The organism is Paenibacillus sp. FSL E2-0201 (assembly GCF_037963325.1).
Classification (GTDB): Bacteria; Bacillota; Bacilli; order Paenibacillales; family Paenibacillaceae; genus Paenibacillus_AQ.
This window is the reverse complement of sequence record NZ_CP150154.1, coordinates 784,737-803,849: the sequence shown is the minus strand read 5'-3', so window position 1 is coordinate 803,849 and position 19,113 is coordinate 784,737. Positions and strand designations below refer to the sequence as shown.

The window sequence follows — 19,113 nt, the reverse complement described above, 5'->3', positions numbered from 1 at the left end:
GCCGTAGGCTTGAGCTTTTAAGTCTTATACTCGTGGATCGCTTTTCCGTTCCTACATCGATTTTTACTAGTCGCCAATTGTTCTAATCATCGTGTCATACGGATCTAATGTCATGGTTTGTTGCCCATACTCCGTTTGAATCGTAGTGCTTTGAAGTTCATCGCTATTGTTAATCACCACGAGGATTTTACTTGCCGGATAATAAGCACACTCTGTATATAAGTTATCTGTAATGTACTTTGCTTCTGTGAACTCATTACCCGCAAAACGAATCAAATTCAGCAGCAATCTTGTATTCTCAAAGCTGAAGGTGAAAGAAGGTAGATAGATCCCCTTTCCTTTACCGAAAGCATGAGTAGACAGTGTTATTAGACCATCCGTTTCATTCACAACTGCTGCCGATCCATCGGTAAGATTAAGGTTGTTTTTGGGCTTAATGGTAGTCCCAATAGGCACTAAACCAAACTCATCCTTCACTTCATATGTCCATTTTCCATGCGCTACTCTGGAGCCTGTATCCTCATCTACACCGAGCACATGTGCCATTCTGAAAAAGCTGTCATACCCTTCAAGCGCCGAAGGCTGATTCACGCCTATAAAAGTACCACCTTCATACACCCACTCTGTCAGTAAGTCCACGCACTTGCTGTCCCTCCAGTGTTCTCCACCACTCCATGCTGAACCAGCAGAGCCGGCGTTGATCACTACATCATAATCTTTTAAAATTCCCTGACGGATATCCTCAAAATCAATAAACTGTACTTCAATCGGCAATCCAGATAAAGCCTCATTGATATGAATCAGATCATGCATATACGTTTCATGGAAATGCCCGGACAAGGTCCAAGATCGCAATTTACCCCAAGCGTGCAGAATGGCTACCTTAGTCTTCATATGATACGGTTTGCCTTTATGATGCAGCTCTTTTATTTCTCTAAATTCACCTGCAATCTTTTCGATGTAATCACAAAAATCCGGGTAAGGCTCTACAAGATGCAAGTAACCGCCCAATCCAATTCGATCTATAGGCTCTCTGAGTAGAGCACGCCGGATATTGATCCAATACTTTTTGGCGTCTAGTGTAGGGTTACCTCCCTCCATAAAAGTAGGAAGCCCTCCCAATCCAACCGGAAGTAAGTAGGGATGCAGCCGAATCTCATGGGTATCTACTTTTACACCTGAACACATTCTTGCCTCGAACCCTGAGAACACACATTTAATCATTCCGTCGAAGCCAAACTCCTCAAAGCGATCATTGTAAGGCTCCATACCAACCCAACTATCATCATAGAAAACATACGCCAGCTTGTCGTGCTTATGCACTATATCAATTAACTGCTTACTAAATCCGATGACAAAATCATTGATAAATGCCATCCAGTCCAGCTTGCGCTGCTGCGCCGGGATATGACTGACTCGATATTTTCCACCATTCACAAAATCCTCGGCCGTGAGCGAATACCCATATTTCCGAGCAAACAGATCAAGCGCTCTTGAGCTTACCGTAAAATCGTATGAACCCCAGTCCGAGAACAAATGGCGATTGCGCTCATTGCTGCCCCAGATCCAGGCGAAATTATAAAAGAGTGAGGTAAACCGAACCACTGTTGTTTCCTTATGCTTATGACACCAATCTTCTATCCAATGGAGTAAATATTTTTGCGTTTCAACATAGATGGGATCAATCTGCATCAAATGCTCTTTTTCCCAATGATTCGTGGTGTGATTGTACATGGAGATCTCTTCCCAAATCCGGTAGACCATGAAGCTGACAGTATACTTATGCCAAGGCGCAATGCCAGTAATGACCACATTTCCTGATTCCCGCTCATAATTCCACTGATCTCTTGGAATCTCTTCACCTGTAGTTCGGTCATAAACCTGCCAGTACTTAAACGCCTCTTTGGAATCATTTACTCGAAATTGCTCAGCGAAAAAGTCCTCCATCAAATAGATGGATACATAATCTTCGACCGCTACCTTCGGATTGGTAATTAAAAAGCTCTGCTGCAGCTTATCAGGGTTCTGGGATGCCCATTCGTTATGATCTCTGATGATACAGATTGTAGAATAAATGCCGTATCCTGCGTTGATAATCTCATCAGATAACTGCGTACCGTCACTGTCACGGATGACATCGGCACCCCAACGTTCAGCTAACTCTAAGGTCAGTGCCTCATAACCGGATTCGCCCGGTAGTGTAAAGGCCCCACTTGTTTGCTCGGACAACTTGGATCCCTCCTATTTAAGCATATCGGACAGAAAAGAGAGTGCTAAGCCTTGACCCCAGCCTTGAATCCAGTCTTTTGGAATATTGCGATAGCCTTCCCGATCCTTCATAACCGCTGTTCCACCCGATACTCCCAGTACTCGTCCATCCTCGCTGATATTGTTCAAGACGCCCTTTAGAGCCTTTTGCACATATTTGGTATGCAGCGGATTGCCATTATTGATCATAGCAGCCGTAATCCCGCAAGAGGCAGACACTTCTTCATAGGATTCTTCGTCATCCAGTACGGTACGCCACAAGCCGTTCTCCGTTTGCACAAGCTTAAGTGCCGCCAGTTGATCGCGCAGCGAACACTCCACATCCATACATTGCGGATACAAATACCAGTCTTTCAAAAGCATTTTGACCTGCGACATGGTATATGCGCCCCAAGCATTTGCTCTGCCCCAATATAGTCCGGACATGTGATCCTGTTTCACATTATTGTAGCCATGGTACCAAAGGCCACTGCTAGGGTCTTGCAGGTATTTGATATGCCAGTAATATTGATTCAGGGCATCCTGGATCATTTCCTGATCGTTTAATTTACTTCCTACTCTGAGTAGAAAAAATGCCGCCATAAACAACGTATCTGCCCATGCCTGCTCTGGAAAATCATTAGAGACGGATACGGTATGCTGCAGCACATGATCTCCGAATCTGAGCGCATGGTTCTGCAGATAATCCACCTTGCTCATTACAATATCCCAATATTTCTGATTGCCTGTTTCTTCATATAATGTGATCAGCATATGCCCCATGGCACAGGTGTTTACCGTCCAGTCCGGCAGGCCCAGCTCAATATATTCATCTGCCCACTGGACAAGCATATCCAAATACTCTTTATTACCTGTCGTTTTATAAGCTCTGGATACCCCATAATAAGCCACACCACAAGGCCAGTCCCATGTTAAATCCATCGTCATTGTTTTTCTAACTACTTTGTCGATGACGCTTAGAATCTCTTCTCTGTCATAAGTTAATTGAAGCATCTTGATTCTCCTCTCTTTCGCACACGCCCTCGTTGGCGCTTGAGAGCTGTCCGTACTATGTAAACGCTTTACTAACTCCATTGTAAGGAGTTAAATAGTCTGATTCTAAGCATATTCATAACTAAACTGTGCAATTTCGACCATTTACTAGTGGTTCTTATATTTCGGGATTGGCCGTGACTACAGAGAATGTTTGGACTTCCGGCCGCTGTTGTCTGCAGATTTCTTGATTTTATACCGCTCTTCGCGGTGGAAATCTGCAGACTGCTTATGCTTCCGAAGCGAGCTTTCCTATGGAAAGCTTTCAGGCGGACGCTAACGCTCCTACAGTTCCAAACTTCTCCTCCGCCACTTTTTTCCCAAATTGTATAATATCAAGTTCTCTTTATACAGTTGAACTTGAAAGCTCTTTCACCTATAATCTACACAAATCAACGGAACGGGAGTATTGAGATTATGCCCAGAAAAAAGAAACCCGTCATTGAATACCGCCACTACAGCTTGCCGATAAACTTCCCAATTTTACTGTTAAGCGGTGAACGTTGGAAGATTTCCGATATTAAAAGTGAACATCTCCATTTTCATAACCATTTAGAGATTGGCATTTGTCATTCGGATAGCGGCATTATGGAGATCAAAGGGGAATCTGTACCTTTTAAAGCCGGAGATGTAACCTTCATCCCTAGGTATCTTCCTCACACAACGTATAGTTCGCCAAATGAGGCTAGTCTTTGGTCTTATATCTTCTTTTCACCTGAGGATCTTTTTCAGCATTCATTCAAAAGCGCTTACAGCGACTTCGAACCAAATTTATGGGCGATCAAGGGGATGAACTGTATTTTGAACAAGGAGGAACATCCCAAGGTTTATACCCTTGCGACATCGGTCGTAGAGGAATTGAAGCACAAAAATCCTTTCTATCAAGAAAGTGCCTACGGCTTATTATTATCGCTTTATATAGAACTGCTTAGAATCCATTCCCGGAATGAACCCTTGGCAGAACAAGAAATAGAGCATAACCTGAAAGGCGATTTTGTCATCTCTCCGGTTCTGGAATACATCACTAAAAACTATATGACACCTATCACCATCGCTGACCTGGCTGATCTGTGTCATCTAAGCACCACTCATTTTCGAAGAAAGTTTCACGAGATCATGGGAACTGCACCTCTCGATTTTCTAAACAGTACCCGTATTGAAGAGGCCTGCAAGCAGTTAAAAAGCACGGATGCTTCCATCCTCTCCATCTCCGAACAAGTCGGATTTCAGTCCATTTCCAGCTTCAACCGATGCTTCTCGAAGCTTATGGGCGAATCACCCAAACAATGGCGAAAAGGTGCACATTCCGAAGCTCAATCTGCAAAAGCATCTATATTGGAGTTTACAGGGTGGGTATAGGGAAAGCGAGTCCATGTTTACTTCACTTCACAAAATCTACTTAGCACATGTATGATTTGCTCTTTGCTCATAGGAGCGTCGTGTCCTGGGATATACGTAGTAAATGAAAGAGTTGTTAAAAACTCAACATATTCCTTCATTTTTATGGGATCAATCTTACCTTCTCCATGATAATAATCTCCACTATGTGCATCACCTGCAAATAAAACCTCTGCTTCTTTAACATATACAACACAAGAGTCTGCTTCATGCGGCCCTCCTACCTTGAGAATTTGGCAAGTGATGCCCCCTAAATCCAACGTTAAAGAATCCTCGAAAATAATCGATCCTGTGCTGACCGAAATCTTATCGAATGTATCATATTCTTTTTTCATACAGTTATAAGCGAATTCTATTTCTTCTTTGGTCTCTAGACGTTGTATAACAGACTCTTCATCCCAATCCCACGCCTTGAATCGCTTAAGTAGACTTATTGTGCAAGGGAGAGTTTAGTTTTAGACGTCCTCACCAGGTACATAAGTTAATCCAACTAAAAACACAAAAAAGAGTCCCTCAGTAACCACTTATTTATGGTTATCTGGAAACTCTCTCATTGTTAGTTTTTGCTATAAGATTATTTAGATTTCTTCACAGTCGTCGATTTAATTTGAAATGCTCCATTTTTGTAAGCAAGAACAGAGGTTTCTTCGCCTTTTACTACGGAAGTAGCTCCACCGTGAATCGTTTTTGTTGCAACAATTTCATAGACTCCGTTTTTGTCTACATCAGAAGCCTTCATTGTATTGTAGAGCGAACGTTTGCCATTCACTTTCACGTACTCGTTAAGAAGAACTTTAACACTACTGTTTTTGAAGGATACTACGTAAGCATTGGTGCTGCCGCTGTTACCACCAGAGTATACAGTAATCATGACATCTTTAGATTTATCTCCGTTAAAATCTCCAATGAAGTTGATTTTTGGTTGGTAACCCTCGAAGCCTTTGATATTACTGTTAATCACTTTTTTAGTTTTACCTTCTAGAACGACGATGTTGATATCTGTAACCAAGCCACCATTTGCGGCATCCTTGTTACCAATCAGTAATACGTTATCTGCAACGCCATTACCTGTTACATCCATTGTTTGTTTCGCTAGCAAAATTGTTTTTGCTGTCGTTGGAACTCCCTTAAGCTCAAAGCGTTTGCCAACGGTGTATTCACTTGTTGTAGTTGTAGCTGGTGTAGTCGCTGGCTTGCTATCGGATTTAATGGTTTCTGTACCCACAACCTTGAAGGCACCATCTTTGAAGGTGAAGGTTGTTTTTTCCTCGCCAAGAACGATAGCTTCAGCGTTACCGCGAATTTTTCTAGTCCCTACCAGATCATATACACCATCTTTATTAAGATCCACTTGCTCTAAAGTGTTGAAAAATGCTGTTTTACCATCCACAACAGGCTTTACACTCAAAAGCGGCTGTACCTTATCACCTGCGAAAGACAATATGTAAGCATCGGTCGTACCGTTGTTACCACCGGAGAATGCTGTAAACATGACATCATTTGCTTTGTCCCCGTTGAAATCACCAATCCATTGAATTTCTGGTTTATAGCCATCGAAACCGCTGATTTTTGCATCCTTCACGGTGTTTGTTTTGCCATCCACAACCACCAGGTTGATGTTGGTTACATAACCAAGCTCATCTGCTTTGTCACCGATCAGATAGATTTTATCATTAACACCGTCTTTGTTTACATCGTTGACTTGTTTACGGATAAGAACCGATTTATCTGTTGTTTTAACACCTTGCAATGCGAAAGGTTGTCCAACAGTCAGTTCACCAAGTGCAGGTTGCTTGAATGGATCTTCTTTGGTAGTTTCACTTTTGGTAGCTGCGAATTCGCCATTTTTGTATGCGAACCATACTTTTTCATAGCCTGTTACCACTGAAGTAGCTTCGCCATGGAGGATTCTGATTCCAAGCAGCTCGTTCACGCCATCATTTTCCACATCAACCGCTTCTAATGTTCTGAATAGTGCCCGTTCGCCCTTCACCTTCAAATCCCCGCCCAGAATAATAGAAGGGGTATCATTCTTAAAAGTTACGATTCTAGCATTGGTAGAACCTTGGTTGCCACCGGAGTACGCAGTAATCATCACATCAAGTGCATGGTCATTATTGAAATCACTCACATAGCTGATTTTCGCGTTCAAACCACCGAAGTCTTTAATCCCTGCGTTTAACACTTTGTTTGTTTTGCCGTTTACCACAATGAGATTAATGTTGTCGAAATCAGGAGATTCATTTTTGTCGCCGATGAGATATAACGTATCTTTAACTCCATCCAAATTAATATCCGTAGTTTGTGTTGCAATCAATACTGTGTTTGCATTTGTTTGGACACCAGCTAGTGTAAACTTTTGTCCTACTTGATTAACAGATGGCGCTACTGTTGCGCTTGTTGGCGTTGCGACAGGATTTGCCATTGCTAGAGATGAGAAAGATGCGACAGCTGCTACACATAATGCAACGGATAATGTTTTCTTAATTTTCATTGTGTTTCCTCCGATGGTTTATAAAGGTTGGTGTCGAATACAGACTTATTATATTCCTAGCAACCTAGAACAGTGTTACTGTGAGGTAACATTATCCTATTGAAATAAAACAATATATAAATAAAATATCCAATTCAGAGGAATAATAGATGCTAAATAATGCCAACTCATTTTTAGGAGAGCGGTTACAAAATTACTAGGAACACTTTCATTGGCTCTACCAAGGGATTTGAACAACCCTACTTTTTTTTAATAGTTTGATAACAATTCTGTAAATCAGTTTGATCCAAACGATGCGCAACCTATTTCAAGGCTACAGCTCCATACCAGTGATGAAGAAATTAATACTAGCGCAAAAGAATATATCAACTATATCTTTAAGCACCGTAATTGATCCAAATACAAAAAGGGCTATCCCAAGTCTGATCAAAGACTTTAAGGATAGCCCGCTGTTAAAAGAGTCTAAAGCGTCTCTGTAGTAAGTGTAAATCCTTCGATCACGGCATCTTCGTCGACCTCAATCAAGATACAACGTCTCCCATGATGATTTACCTGTTTCACATATTTTAAATCCTGCGGACTGACCGAAATCGTAGCTACCTTTGTTTCGATCTTAATCGATTTGGTAGTGAATTTCGGCATCACGCTACTCGCCTTCATCTCATAATGCTTATCGTCAACGATCGTTTCAAACGCCCGTTCCACTTTTTCCGTTGTCACGTCCTCTACGCCGCTTACCGTCAGTACGCGTTCCAGATCTCTATAATCGAGCTTTGGTGGTTCTTCCTTATCGTCGTTGGTTTCGATGACCTGATGGATCTCCTCGTACACCTGTGCGAGGGTGGTTGCGTCAAGCTGTTCGCCCGCCACTTCCTTCACGATGTCCTCGAATATCGCTCTCTCTTCCAGTGCCGTCATGGATCTTTCGGCATTCAAGACCTCTCCGACGAAATGCGGATCCGGGAAGTTCGATTTACCTGTACAATACAGAATGCGGTTCACATCGGAATAATTGTCCGTCACACTCGGGTAAAAGAAGCCCTGCTCCGGTGTACTTAGCTTGACGATCGGATCTACAATGACATTGTACTTGAATTCCCGCTCCACATAATCAAATAAGAGAGCTTTCCGCTGCTTCTCCGTGGAATTCACGCTGCATAGAATAAACGGATGCGCGAATAGTTCGTTTTTCTCACTTTCCTCGGCTTCATCGTTTCTATCTTTAGTCGGGCGATAATACTGTCCACGAACGAAGGTGATCACCGTATCGCGTTCATAATGAGTATCCGCCATCATTCTGTCCACGAGCAGCAGCATCAGGTCCTGCCATTCATCTGGATCCCCTGTCACCAAAGCTTGGTGAAGCATCACCTGCGCTGGTTCCTCCGCTTCCGCCTGAAACTTCAACTCGAACAGCTTCTGATCTAACTCGCCTGTCAGCAGTTTTTTGAAATTGCCCATATAAAGCTCCTGCTTTTCTCTGTCCACCATTCCAAATGGTAGGCGCTCCCAATGATAGATCTCGTTGCTTTCCTTCATAATATACACGTTGAGAATATCGTAAATATTCATTAAATCATGATCTAGCTTAAATTGCTTGCGTATATGCGCGACTTCTTTCTTTATCATGGTTCGTTAGACAACTCCTAGGAAGATAAATTGGTCTTTTCAGTATAAAGGATAAAAAAAACCTTCGCTATATTAGTTGAACTTAAGATTGCTCTATTAAGGTAAGTGCGTGACTGCGGCGAATGTTTGGACTTCCCCTCCATACGTGCTCGTTCTAATCAATTAATCGCATGCTCTAATGCATAGTCTTCAAGGGGAATATCTACCTGTTGATTCATGGCTAGCTTGGCCAGCTGCTCACCAAGAAAGGGTCCCATCGTTAATCCGGATGACCCTAGTCCATTAGCAACAATTAGTTTATTCCAGCCTTGAACCCTGCCTAACACGGGAAGAAAATCTGCTGTAAATGGACGGAACCCTACTCTTATCTCCTTTAGGCTGCAATCTGCAAGACCAGAAGCCGTTTGAAGCCCTTTATTTAAAATCTCTTGCATGCCACCTGCGGTTACAGCCGTATCATAACCTACTACATCATTTTCATGAGTAGCACCTGCCACGATATTTTGATCCGCAAATGCAAGGATATATTGATCTGTAGGCGGCATTACCACAGGCCATTGCTCTGTATTTGTCCCTTGAGCAAGCTTCAAGTGCATAATTTGAGCTTTTTGATAACGTACTTGGAGCATAATCCCAAGCGGATGAAGCAAAGCGTTGGACCAAGCCCCTGCACACACAATCACTTCATCCGCTGTGAATGTCTGTTCTCCTACACTAACCCCTTTAATTTCATGATCATCATGCTCTAAAATGGCATCTCCCTCAATCATTTGCGCACCGTTACGCTGTGCCGCTCTTAGCAAAGCATCACGTAATTCACGTCCGTCCACTCTTGCTGCACCCGATACATGAAGCGCATGATAGCCTTCCGATAATAATGGAAACTTCTCTTGCGCTTCAAGATCCGTCAGCATCGTAAGTTCCCCTATTTCAGGAGCGTCCTCTCTGCGCAGTTCCGCTCTTTCTTTCATCGCGATTAACTTTTTCAAATCATCATGAATACAGATCGCTCCTACTTTTGCGTATCCAGTCTCGGTTTCTCCAGCCTCTTGAAGCTCTTGAATAAGTGCTGGATAAAAGCTTGCTCCCGCTTTAGCAAGACGATACCATGCTTTGTTTCTGCGTTGAGACAACCATGGACAAATTATCCCTGCTGCTGCATCCGTTGCTTGTCCAACATCTTTACGATCTATAATGATGACCTCAGCACCTAACTTACTGATCTGATATGCCGCTGAAGCCCCTAATATCCCTGCACCAATTACAATAACCTTTTTCATGTCTGAAATCCTTTCAGTTATCACTTTTAATCAATACATTAACACATCTACTATGTATCAATGTAACAACAAGAATGATAATTCATTCACTACTTACCCATTGTATCTTAAATTTGACATTTCTAATGAATTATCGTACTATAAACCTCACTCAGTTAAAAGTACTTTAATTGAAGTACTAGAATAAAAGTGTTATTCAAAAGAAAGAAGGTATACAGTTGAAGTTTTCACAGTTTTTGAAATCCAAAGGGGCCATCGGTTCTATTTTTATGGGTGTGTTCTATGCCATTGCTATGCTTGGTATTTTCTTACCAGGGTATACAGCACTTCCAGGGAACATGGATGATTTAAAAGTTGCTATCATCAATGATGATGCAGGTCAATACGGGGCTCAGATTTCGGGTCAGTTATCGGAGAGCTTACCATTCAAAACGATAAAAACCGATGTATCTAATAAAGAAGCGATGGATGAATTAGAGTATAATAAGTTAGCTCTAGTTGTTCATATTCCAGAAGCATTCTCCGCCAACGTTCAAAGCGGTAAGGTATCCGCAAGTATTGATTTCACAGTCAACGAGGCTTCTGCCACCATGGTATCTTCAGCGATGTCTTCCGTTGTAGGAGAGATTAACAAACAATTAAGCGCCAACTTCTCAGAGCAAACCGCAAAAGGTGTGTTAATGAACTTTAACGTACCAGAAGAACAAGCCACCGCAATGGCTGCACAAATTGAAAATAGTTATGTCGGGAATTATGTTGTCATCAATGACGTTCCGAACGGTATGCACAACAACATGCTACCGATGTTCTTAACTATGGCTGGTTATGTTGGGGCAATGATTGCCTCCATGCAATTGGTTGCTTCATTTAAAGCGAACCGTGGGAAAGCAAGCAAGACGAAACTGTTTATGTTCGTTCAATTCACAGCTTTATTAATCGCTGTATTATCGACAGTCGCCGCTTTAGCCATTGCATTTTCTATTGCAGATGTCGACCTATCCTTACTATTACCAGTTGCTGCTCAGCAAATTCTAATGTATATGGCTGCATTTAATGTATGTGCGATTATGGTCTTCCTAGTTGGCGAAGGCGGTATGATCTTAAATATTCCAATCCTGCTCATGCAAACCATCGCCAATGGTGCTACCATGCCTCGTGATATGATGTATACACCATACGATTGGTTCGGCCGCATCACACCAATGTATTATTCTGTACAAGCTTATTTGGCACAAATGTTTGGTTCAATTAGTCCAGCACCCTTCTTATGGGGATTAGCGGGCGTATTTGCCGGGGCAATGTTGATTAACATTGTAATCGTCCGGTTTGTTCATAAGCCTGTACCTGTGACTAAAGAAGCTATACTGCCCGTTGAAGTTAAAAATACAGCTGAAATAACCGCCTAGGTTTGGTAAGATAGAGTTTAGCCAACAATTAGGAGTGGGTTCTGTGATGTCAATTCAAATTTATATCTTAAGTAAGTTAATGGATGAAAATAATTATCCTTATAAATTAAAAAAAGAACTATCCACCCCTATTCCTTTTGATAAATTGCTCAATCTATCTGAAAGCAAGCTATATTATCACTTTGAATCTCTTTCGAAACAGGGCTTAGTTGAACAGGTAGAGATTATCAAAGAAGAACATCGCCCAGACAAACAGGTGTTTTCCATTACTGATAAAGGGCGTAAAGAACTCCCGCTCAAAATTTATAAGGTAATAGAAAATGCAGAATCTATTTCAGAGATGATTGTCGCTCTTGTGAATCTTCGTTTTGTAGAGACTGATAAAGTGATCCCTATCATCGAGAAGAAAATTGAACAGTCACTGATAAAAAAAGATCATTTAAATCAAATTTACCATCAAATAGATGTGAAAAGCTCCTCTCGTGAAGTCGTAGATTTCATGGAAAGCTACTACGATTCTCAACTAGAGCAATCTATTCACTGGTGGAAAGTTCTTTTAGAAAAGCTGAAAACGAAAACCATATAAAGAAGACGCTCAGGGTAATCCCCTAGCGTCTTCTTTATATGTATCTATGGCATCTCTACCCTAAGTAGGTCATTTATTTTGAATCTACAACCGGAGCCGGACCTGCAACTCCCCCTTCATTCTTTTGCAAATTCTCATTCACTTCTTCAGTCCCTAAGGACTGTACAGGAGCACCGATGCTAAAACTGTCGATGATCTTTCCAAGTGTGGCTTTGTCAAAGTCTTCTTGAGCGTAAAGTTCAACGGTAAAGCCATCTTTTTCCCAAATTACAATTCCATTTGCAAAATAAACCTTAGTTCCGTTGATTACTTCTGTTTTCACTTCTTCCGTAGTGCTGATCCCATTGTCGCAGCCCTTGGAGATTAGGAAATTAACAGCTTTATCCCCGGAGTTATACTGCACTTCAACCATGCTGGTCCCCTGAAGAACAACATTCACAAACTCATAGTCTGCCATCCAGGTTGGTGCCGGGAAGTTCATTCCAAGCTCTGCACGTGCTTCATCCAGGGTTAACTTGGCTGCAATCGGCAATTCAATGGCAACATTCTCCCCGCCTTTCCCCTCTTCAGATGGAGTCATTGACTGTGCAGCCGAAGGAATTTCCTTATCGTATTGCGTGATTTCGAGATTTCCCACTTCAAACTTTGCCATGATCGATTGGAACATATCTTGTGCATAGGAGGTTGCAGAGAATGCGCCACCCAAACAAATGACTGCACTACCAATCACTATTGCATTTCTCCAGCTGCTTTTTTTCATCGTTATCCCGTCCTTTTTCTCTGATTTGGGTTCAAGAGCTCCGTGGTCCAGCTTGTATACTAAACGGTTATAAATTCTTTCTTTGGCGGCTGTGTTATCCTGTTCAACATTCTCAAGCAGCTCTATGGTTTTGCTGAATTTTGTGAGATCATCATTTTTCTTATTCATGGTTGAATCCTCCTGCTTTTAAGGAAATATGCAGTTTCTTCAGACTTCTATGCAATACGACACCAATGTTTGACTCACTGACGCCCATGATCTGTGCGACTTCGGAATTTTTCAGCCCAGCCCCATATTTCATTGCAATGATATTACGTTCCTTCTCACGCAGCTTGGAGAGCGCCTTAAACAGTGCTTGATTATTATCCTCACGAATCGCCAGTTCCTCCGGAGACGGCTTGGGAAATATGAGCTCCAGCAAAGAATCTAGTGAGGTATAGCTTCTTTTCTTCTGCCCCCGGAAGTAATCCGTCACAGCGTTCCTTACAATGGCAAACAACCAAACCTCAAAATTCGATTTTTCTTCTGAAAAGCTGTAATACTTACACATCACCGTCTCAAACACCTGACTGCAAATGTCCTCCGACACGTGGTGATTATTAATACGATAACTAATATATTTGTAAACACGTTTGTAGTACGTATCGTACATCCGGGTAAATTCCTCTTTTGACATCATGGCACCACGTGATCTTTCGATATTCTTGTAACGGTCCGCAGTACCCTGGATAACTTCCATCTTCACCCTCCTTCCACCTCACCTTCATCGAAAAGCTAAACAAATTGCGCAATTTGTTGTGAAGAAACTTACATAAGTTAATACGTAGAAAAGCCCAAACCATTAACAAATATTTTGATGATTGTGGGATAGAGGGAAAAGGGTGAAAGATCACAGTCTGCGAAAGCGGCGATACTTGAGTTGCGGGGTGGATATATGTGTAGGGGAAACTGTTATCATAACATGTTCATTCCAAGTACCGTCTATTAACAGAATGTTTTATATTTGCCCAATTTAAAAATCCTGCCATTATCCAGCGGGATGCTTGATAAATGGCAGGACAATAATCTTACTTCATTTTCAATAGCTTTAAATATTCCGAACTTCAACAACCTTCCCTAAGTCCACATACTGGTCATGATCCACCTTCACCTTCACTCTGCCCTTTCGGCGTTTCTCACGCCATTCACGAAGATCTTTCTCCGTTTCTAAGCGAAGCTCCGCAATCTCTAAGGCGCGATCCAGAATATATTTACTCGTATAGAGCACCGTTTGTATTCTTTGACCACCTAGCATGATAGGAGACGTAATTGCTTTCCATTCCTCAACCGTAAATCGTACATAAAGATCCTCTTCAGTACCTGGGCGACAAGGAACCTCCTTAATCTCCTTACGCCGCAGTACCTCCCAATCAGCCACTTTACCTACCCAATGAATGCCCGTTTTTGCAGGATTAATAAATTTTTTGCGGGATTGGCACATCGCTACATATTCGATTTGGGTTATTATCTTCTGGCTTGCAAGGTTCTCCACAGGTACATGGTAAAAAGAATGCTGCCTGGCCACCTCCACTTGTTTGGGGCCACGAACAGAGCCGACAAGAACATTTTTACCCGCGAGTTGGTTGGCATAGTATTCTTTCGTACCGCGTGGACGGGTGGAACGCTCGTAAGCTTTTTCCGGACTATCCTGAATAATCTCATCTAAGAATTGCTCCACCAAGCTTGTAGAATTCGGTAGGAATGGCAAAGCGCCAATATTCAATAGCTCGATGCTTTTGTAGAATTGGTGGGTCTTATACCGCTCCTCATCCGGGTAGGGAAATAACACATAGGCGCCAAACATGCTTCGTTCGTATTCCCCCGAGTCTTTCTCCTGATATACTATGGCGTCCCGATAGCGGTGCATCGTGTTAATGTCATCCTCTTCCGGTCCAGGTTGTCCATATTTCTGATGATAGGAAGTCCCCTCATAAGCAGGATTTAACCGGTACTTTGCATCGAAGACATACTTATACTCTTTGATTTTGCCAGCATCCTTCTTCTTCAGTGTCAGTACATTATCCGGACGCTGATTGAGCGTCGGTGTCTTATCCGAGCCAGGAATCGTATTATAATACAGGATGAACTGCTCCCCGTTAACCGGATTCTCGTACACCATATTAGCGCTCTGCGAGCGGTCAAGCGTAACAAAAATGCCGTTCCAATTCACCTTAATGATATCCTGCTTCACCAGCTTATACTTCTGACCCAGGAGTTGGTTCAGCTTCAAGAAACACCAATACTCATAGAGCTGAGCAACATCCTTCATGGATAGGCGCAGCAGATCGCCTTGGATCGACAAGCCTTTGAGCAGCATGAGATAACAGCGGTAGACCTCGCGGTACCCAGGGGCCATCTGCAGCACCAGCGTAACGGACATCTGCTTCAGCACTCCAGCCTCACGCAAAAAATCCATCTTGAGCACCCGCTCTAGCTGAGTGAGCATGGTGTCTATCCTTTTTATTAGTAATGGATCTGGGGTTCGGTTTTTAATCTTCCAGCGACTCTTGAGCTCTTTCAGCTTTCCATGAATGCGTTCCAGCATCCAGCGGATGAACCGGTTCTCATTAGTATCATAGGCGAGGCGTCTTCGTGTCTCCATTAAATGTGTGGCTGTGTAATTTCGACTGCCGATTTTCAAGAATCCATGGTTCATGTCTTCTCTTAATCGTTCAGGATGCTTCGCGAGCTCGCGAATGTTCTCTCTTCCGGCCTTTTTGACCCGATTGGCGTCGACTAGTCGGCGGTCCTGGAGCAGAGCGTAATGGGGATTCTTGTTAATCCGCTCAACGGCATCCAAGAGCTGTCTAAAGACATGCTGTAATATGGTGAAAAACTCCGTCAGGCTCTGATGCTGCGTCTCCCGCAAGCCTGTTAGTTGGTAGGTTTTGCGCAAAAAATCAAACGCCAAATTATAAATCTGCTCATTCACTTCATTCAAAATATTCTGGTAATCTAGCTTGTAATCCATTTTAGAGGGGAAGATCTCCATCTCTACCCGCAGCAAAGCCTGTCCTGAACTACGAATCTCCCACTCCGTCAAACCTACCTCATTCCCAAAGTTCAGAACACCCGCAAAAATAGTCTCACCTAGAGGCCTAATTGCCTGCCGAAGTAGCACATTTTCATGATAAAAAGATAGGTTAGCCGCGGTCTTCTTCTGAATCACCAGCTCATACGACTGTGTCTCATAAAAACAAGGAAAAACAGACTCCCTCTGCTGCCAGTCCACCATCCCATGGGCTTCAGGGGAAAAGACTTTAATCTGAACATTACCAAGCCGTTCGGAGCAATCAAGCCCTAGCTGCGCACTCACCCATTCCTGACCTGAAGAACGATGAAGCTGCAATGTCTCCACAGTAGGATGATAAGGCCGTCCTTGAAGAAAAAGCGTAAAAAGCTCCGTTTCTACACGGAGCAATTCTACCGTCTGATTAAGAGAGCCAGTAAGAGGTAAATCCATCTTCCTCTAACCTCCTAAGCATAAAAGCCAATTTCCGAGCACTTTGTGGATGTTTGGCCGTAGGTGGAGTTTGGCCGGCAGCCCATTTCAGGTATAGTGGAGAAGCATCATCCATAAAAGCTTGGAAGTCTACTGTAACACCAGATCCGGTACCAAGAGCCCCTTTCATCAAGTTCAACAATGCCCGGCGAACCGAAGAATGGCTCCCTTGAATACGCGGCAGTATCTTTTGCAGCAGTTGCCAGTCAAAAGCTTCTTCCTCACTCATCAGCTTGTACCGTTCGTTATAGATCATATAGAAGCAAATCGCATCACGTACCCGAAAACCTACATGAGCGTGGATATCCTCAAGCAAGGCATTGATCTTAACCAATCTCTCTGTCGTCCGTACAACAAGCTCTTTGTTGGTATCATAGGCATCCACTAGCTGCAAATAATCAGAACGAAGAAATAAATGATTTAGTTTGCTGGCGTCAGAACTATCATTGTTCTCTACCTGATTATCAAAATCCGGATACTGCTGCAGATTAATGTAATTAAATTCTAGTGTGTTGGCTCGATCCAGTACCTTTTTGCTAAAAGGATGTGTCGTTTCGTCCATGTTCACGGTCCCGATTAAGAACACATTCTCTGGGATACCAAGGCTGCCAAACTTCACTTGATCCTCAGACGTATCCAGCATGGTAGAAGATATGAGATCCTGTGTCTGGATCTTCCCCTCCTGCCAGTCCTGTGTTTCCAGCACACTTAGCAGGTCACTGAAATAATGCTCTACCCGAGCCAAATTCATCTCATCCATGCAGATAAAATATGGCTTATGCTGATTCTCCGGATTCCGCGCTTCTACTAATACTTCCGTGAGCGGACCCGGTTTGAACCTGCCCGAAAGATCTTTGTACCCCAGCAGATCCGCAGGATCACTCCAATCTGGCCGCACTGGGATCAAGGTAAACTGGCCGTTATTCCCCGTTGCACCAAGAGCCTCTGCAAACAGCTTCACCAAACGAGTTTTCCCTGTTCCCGATATGCCTGCCAGAATGACAAAAGGCTTAGTCTTTAGCGAGAGGTAAAAATTCTCGATAAGGTGCTCAGGGAAGAAGAAGCCTTTGCGGCGGATATGGGATTGGATTTGGTGGAGCAATGTTGTAATACTAAAATCTGATGGTGGTAGAATAGGAATCACCTCATGCGGGCTCTCCGTATTGGAGGCGGCCTCATCTTGATCTAGAATGGTAAAATCAGGCCAAGTGACCTCTGGAGTTAGCGATTGAAGCACTTGAAGTCCTTGTCTTGAAAAGCGAAACAAATATCCTTGATTAACTCCGCCTCCAGAATGAAGCGGACCTTGGGTTAAGCTCACTTGCATAATTTGCTGATTAAACTGTTGTAGCATAATGGGCGGAATGAGTTCCACATACTCTGTTCGAACCAAACGGCCATCCTCTTGCCAGTTCGTATTGGCCATAGAGCCTGGCTTGGGTGCTTCCACCGCAGCATCTGTTACCTGGCTTACATAACGAATAGCTTTATTTGAATAATGGAGGATGATATCTCCTTGTTTAACATCCTTCATCGTCTCCCAATGATATAGCTTTCGGCCTTGCGAATTCAGTAGGGGCGCCCACAGAATCCCCTCCTCCTTCTCCGCTTGAATAGTCGTTCCCTGATTCACCCACCAAACATTAGGCTTCGACTTAAACGTTATAAACTCTAAACGGTATTCGAAAGGAACTCCTGTGGCAAAGAAATCTATGTATTCAGCTTGATCTTCAGGAACAACAACCTGAGGTCTCTTCGCATCATCTGCTTGTTGGTTCGTTCTCTTTTGCATAATGTAGGAATATGAATGCGAGAAGGTTTCAATTAACAAATTCTTCAACGTTTGATTTCCGTTATAACGGAGTTGAAGAGCTTCCCGACTAGCAGATACTTGATCAATTTTAATCAAAATAGCATCATAGCTTTGATCTTTATACATCATTTTTACTGTTCGACTTTCCCCTCTTTTCGGTAATTCCCCTCCGTTTGCTTCCAAGAAATCCGGGTGAAACTCAACTGGAATATGTGTACCTTCATAAAAGAGAGAGAAGTCGACTTTCTTTCTGGCTATTAAGTTAGGGATTTCTGCGTCCTTCCACCAGCTTCTTACTTGTTTGATCATTTCTGTTAACTCCCTTAATACAATGATAGTTACTTACTGATGCTTCTAGTTCTTCCTCTTTGTTCTCTTTACATGAATCTTAAAAATTTTGGTATCGGACATTTGTCTGAACTAGATGCTCATAAATCTTTTGTATCTGCGCCGCAGAAATAGGAGTTTAAGTTTGCCGCAATAGTTCTAGAAATAGACTCATTTGGAAAATCAGTATATGATCATTCTAAGGTAACCGATTCGAGACCTTGAATTAGGAAGTAATAGATCGCTTAACTATTTATACTATTTAGACAGCTGATCAAGTTAGATATTGATTTTATGCTCGCATAACTCTTCAATGTGTGCGGAAGAAACCTTCAATTTTAACTTGGAGGTTGGTGAGTCCACAAAGTTAATAGTGGCTTGAAGTCGAATCTTTTCGAAGAGAACATAGGTTTTACATCACAGTAGAACCTCGTAGTAGCTAGACTTACAATACGTATGGTTATTCGACAAACTGGTAAGGTTTCCTTTTATTCAGACTATAAATGGAAGTCTGTTAACTTTTTGAATGAATCGTATTGAAAGAAACACATGTTCAACCGGCATATAATAGAAATAGAC

At 42.6% G+C, this 19,113-nt stretch carries 13 protein-coding genes; 3 read left to right on the top strand and 10 right to left on the bottom strand.

Features of this window, described 5'->3' with window-relative positions; translation table 11 throughout:
• Window positions 1–66: 66 nt before the first annotated feature.
• Window positions 67–2,229: a 1,3-beta-galactosyl-N-acetylhexosamine phosphorylase gene (gnpA, locus tag NSU15_RS03520; RefSeq protein ID WP_339289208.1), complete on the bottom strand. Its 2,163-nt coding sequence runs from the start codon at window positions 2,227–2,229 to the stop codon at window positions 67–69.
• 12 nt (window positions 2,230–2,241) lie between these two features.
• Window positions 2,242–3,261 carry a glycoside hydrolase family 88 protein gene (locus NSU15_RS03515; RefSeq protein ID WP_339289207.1) on the bottom strand — a complete coding sequence of 340 codons (1,020 nt, stop codon included), beginning with the start codon at window positions 3,259–3,261 and terminating at the stop codon, window positions 2,242–2,244.
• Between the two features lie 456 nt (window positions 3,262–3,717).
• Here NSU15_RS03515 and NSU15_RS03510 point away from each other — a divergent pair, with 456 nt between their 5' ends.
• Window positions 3,718–4,659 carry an AraC family transcriptional regulator gene (locus tag NSU15_RS03510; protein ID WP_076120131.1) on the top strand — a complete coding sequence of 314 codons (942 nt, stop codon included), beginning with the start codon at window positions 3,718–3,720 and terminating at the stop codon, window positions 4,657–4,659.
• Window positions 4,660–4,676: 17 nt separating this feature from the next.
• On the opposite strand, the gene NSU15_RS03505 is transcribed toward NSU15_RS03510, so the two are convergent.
• The 4 genes from NSU15_RS03505 to NSU15_RS03490 form a co-directional block, all read right to left on the bottom strand.
• Entirely contained in the window at window positions 4,677–5,033 is a 357-nt protein-coding gene (locus tag NSU15_RS03505) for a hypothetical protein (protein ID WP_339289205.1), read from the bottom strand.
• A 239-nt stretch (window positions 5,034–5,272) separates the two neighbouring features.
• Window positions 5,273–7,192: a hypothetical protein gene (locus NSU15_RS03500; protein ID WP_339289204.1), complete on the bottom strand. Its 1,920-nt coding sequence runs from the start codon at window positions 7,190–7,192 to the stop codon at window positions 5,273–5,275.
• A gap of 462 nt (window positions 7,193–7,654) precedes the next feature.
• Window positions 7,655–8,821 (bottom strand): DUF4317 domain-containing protein, encoded by a 1,167-nt coding sequence (locus NSU15_RS03495; protein WP_076120134.1) that lies wholly within the window; start codon window positions 8,819–8,821, stop codon window positions 7,655–7,657.
• 158 nt (window positions 8,822–8,979) lie between these two features.
• The gene (locus NSU15_RS03490) at window positions 8,980–10,101 is read right to left on the bottom strand and encodes an FAD-binding oxidoreductase (protein ID WP_339289201.1); all 1,122 of its coding nucleotides are present in this window, start codon (window positions 10,099–10,101) and stop codon (window positions 8,980–8,982) included.
• A 218-nt stretch (window positions 10,102–10,319) separates the two neighbouring features.
• Here NSU15_RS03490 and NSU15_RS03485 point away from each other — a divergent pair, with 218 nt between their 5' ends.
• Together NSU15_RS03485 and NSU15_RS03480 are read left to right on the top strand one after the other, a co-directional pair.
• Window positions 10,320–11,507: an ABC transporter permease gene (locus tag NSU15_RS03485; RefSeq protein ID WP_339289200.1), complete on the top strand. Its 1,188-nt coding sequence runs from the start codon at window positions 10,320–10,322 to the stop codon at window positions 11,505–11,507.
• 46 nt (window positions 11,508–11,553) lie between these two features.
• A complete protein-coding gene (locus tag NSU15_RS03480; RefSeq protein WP_339289199.1) occupies window positions 11,554–12,093 on the top strand; it encodes a helix-turn-helix transcriptional regulator in 540 nt (179 codons plus the stop codon).
• Window positions 12,094–12,166: 73 nt separating this feature from the next.
• Here NSU15_RS03480 and NSU15_RS03475 read toward each other — a convergent pair whose 3' ends face one another.
• The 4 genes from NSU15_RS03475 to NSU15_RS03460 form a co-directional block, all read right to left on the bottom strand.
• Window positions 12,167–13,021, bottom strand: coding sequence for a hypothetical protein (locus NSU15_RS03475; protein ID WP_339289197.1), 855 nt, complete (start codon window positions 13,019–13,021; stop codon window positions 12,167–12,169).
• Window positions 13,014–13,592 (bottom strand): sigma-70 family RNA polymerase sigma factor, encoded by a 579-nt coding sequence (locus NSU15_RS03470; RefSeq protein ID WP_052404147.1) that lies wholly within the window; start codon window positions 13,590–13,592, stop codon window positions 13,014–13,016. Before NSU15_RS03470 ends, NSU15_RS03475 begins: the two co-directional genes overlap by 8 nt.
• Window positions 13,593–13,940: 348 nt before the next feature.
• On the bottom strand, window positions 13,941–16,355 hold the full coding sequence (locus tag NSU15_RS03465; protein ID WP_339289195.1) for a restriction endonuclease-like protein: 2,415 nt from the start codon (window positions 16,353–16,355) through the stop codon (window positions 13,941–13,943).
• Window positions 16,327–18,516 carry an AAA family ATPase gene (locus NSU15_RS03460; RefSeq protein WP_339289194.1) on the bottom strand — a complete coding sequence of 730 codons (2,190 nt, stop codon included), beginning with the start codon at window positions 18,514–18,516 and terminating at the stop codon, window positions 16,327–16,329. The genes NSU15_RS03465 and NSU15_RS03460 overlap by 29 nt, the downstream gene beginning before the upstream one ends.
• Window positions 18,517–19,113 lie beyond the last annotated feature (597 nt).

Coding starts and splice junctions, on each gene's coding strand:
- NSU15_RS03515 (WP_339289207.1), bottom strand. CDS start 3,261: ATGCTTCAATTAACTTATGACAGAGAAGAGATTCTAAGCGTCATCGAC.
- NSU15_RS03510 (WP_076120131.1), top strand. CDS start 3,718: ATGCCCAGAAAAAAGAAACCCGTCATTGAATACCGCCACTACAGCTTG.
- NSU15_RS03505 (WP_339289205.1), bottom strand. CDS start 5,033: ATGAAAAAAGAATATGATACATTCGATAAGATTTCGGTCAGCACAGGA.
- NSU15_RS03500 (WP_339289204.1), bottom strand. CDS start 7,192: ATGAAAATTAAGAAAACATTATCCGTTGCATTATGTGTAGCAGCTGTC.
- NSU15_RS03495 (WP_076120134.1), bottom strand. CDS start 8,821: ATGATAAAGAAAGAAGTCGCGCATATACGCAAGCAATTTAAGCTAGAT.
- NSU15_RS03490 (WP_339289201.1), bottom strand. CDS start 10,101: ATGAAAAAGGTTATTGTAATTGGTGCAGGGATATTAGGGGCTTCAGCG.
- NSU15_RS03480 (WP_339289199.1), top strand. CDS start 11,554: ATGTCAATTCAAATTTATATCTTAAGTAAGTTAATGGATGAAAATAAT.
- NSU15_RS03475 (WP_339289197.1), bottom strand. CDS start 13,021: ATGAATAAGAAAAATGATGATCTCACAAAATTCAGCAAAACCATAGAG.
- NSU15_RS03470 (WP_052404147.1), bottom strand. CDS start 13,592: ATGGAAGTTATCCAGGGTACTGCGGACCGTTACAAGAATATCGAAAGA.
- NSU15_RS03465 (WP_339289195.1), bottom strand. CDS start 16,355: ATGGATTTACCTCTTACTGGCTCTCTTAATCAGACGGTAGAATTGCTC.
- NSU15_RS03460 (WP_339289194.1), bottom strand. CDS start 18,516: ATGATCAAACAAGTAAGAAGCTGGTGGAAGGACGCAGAAATCCCTAAC.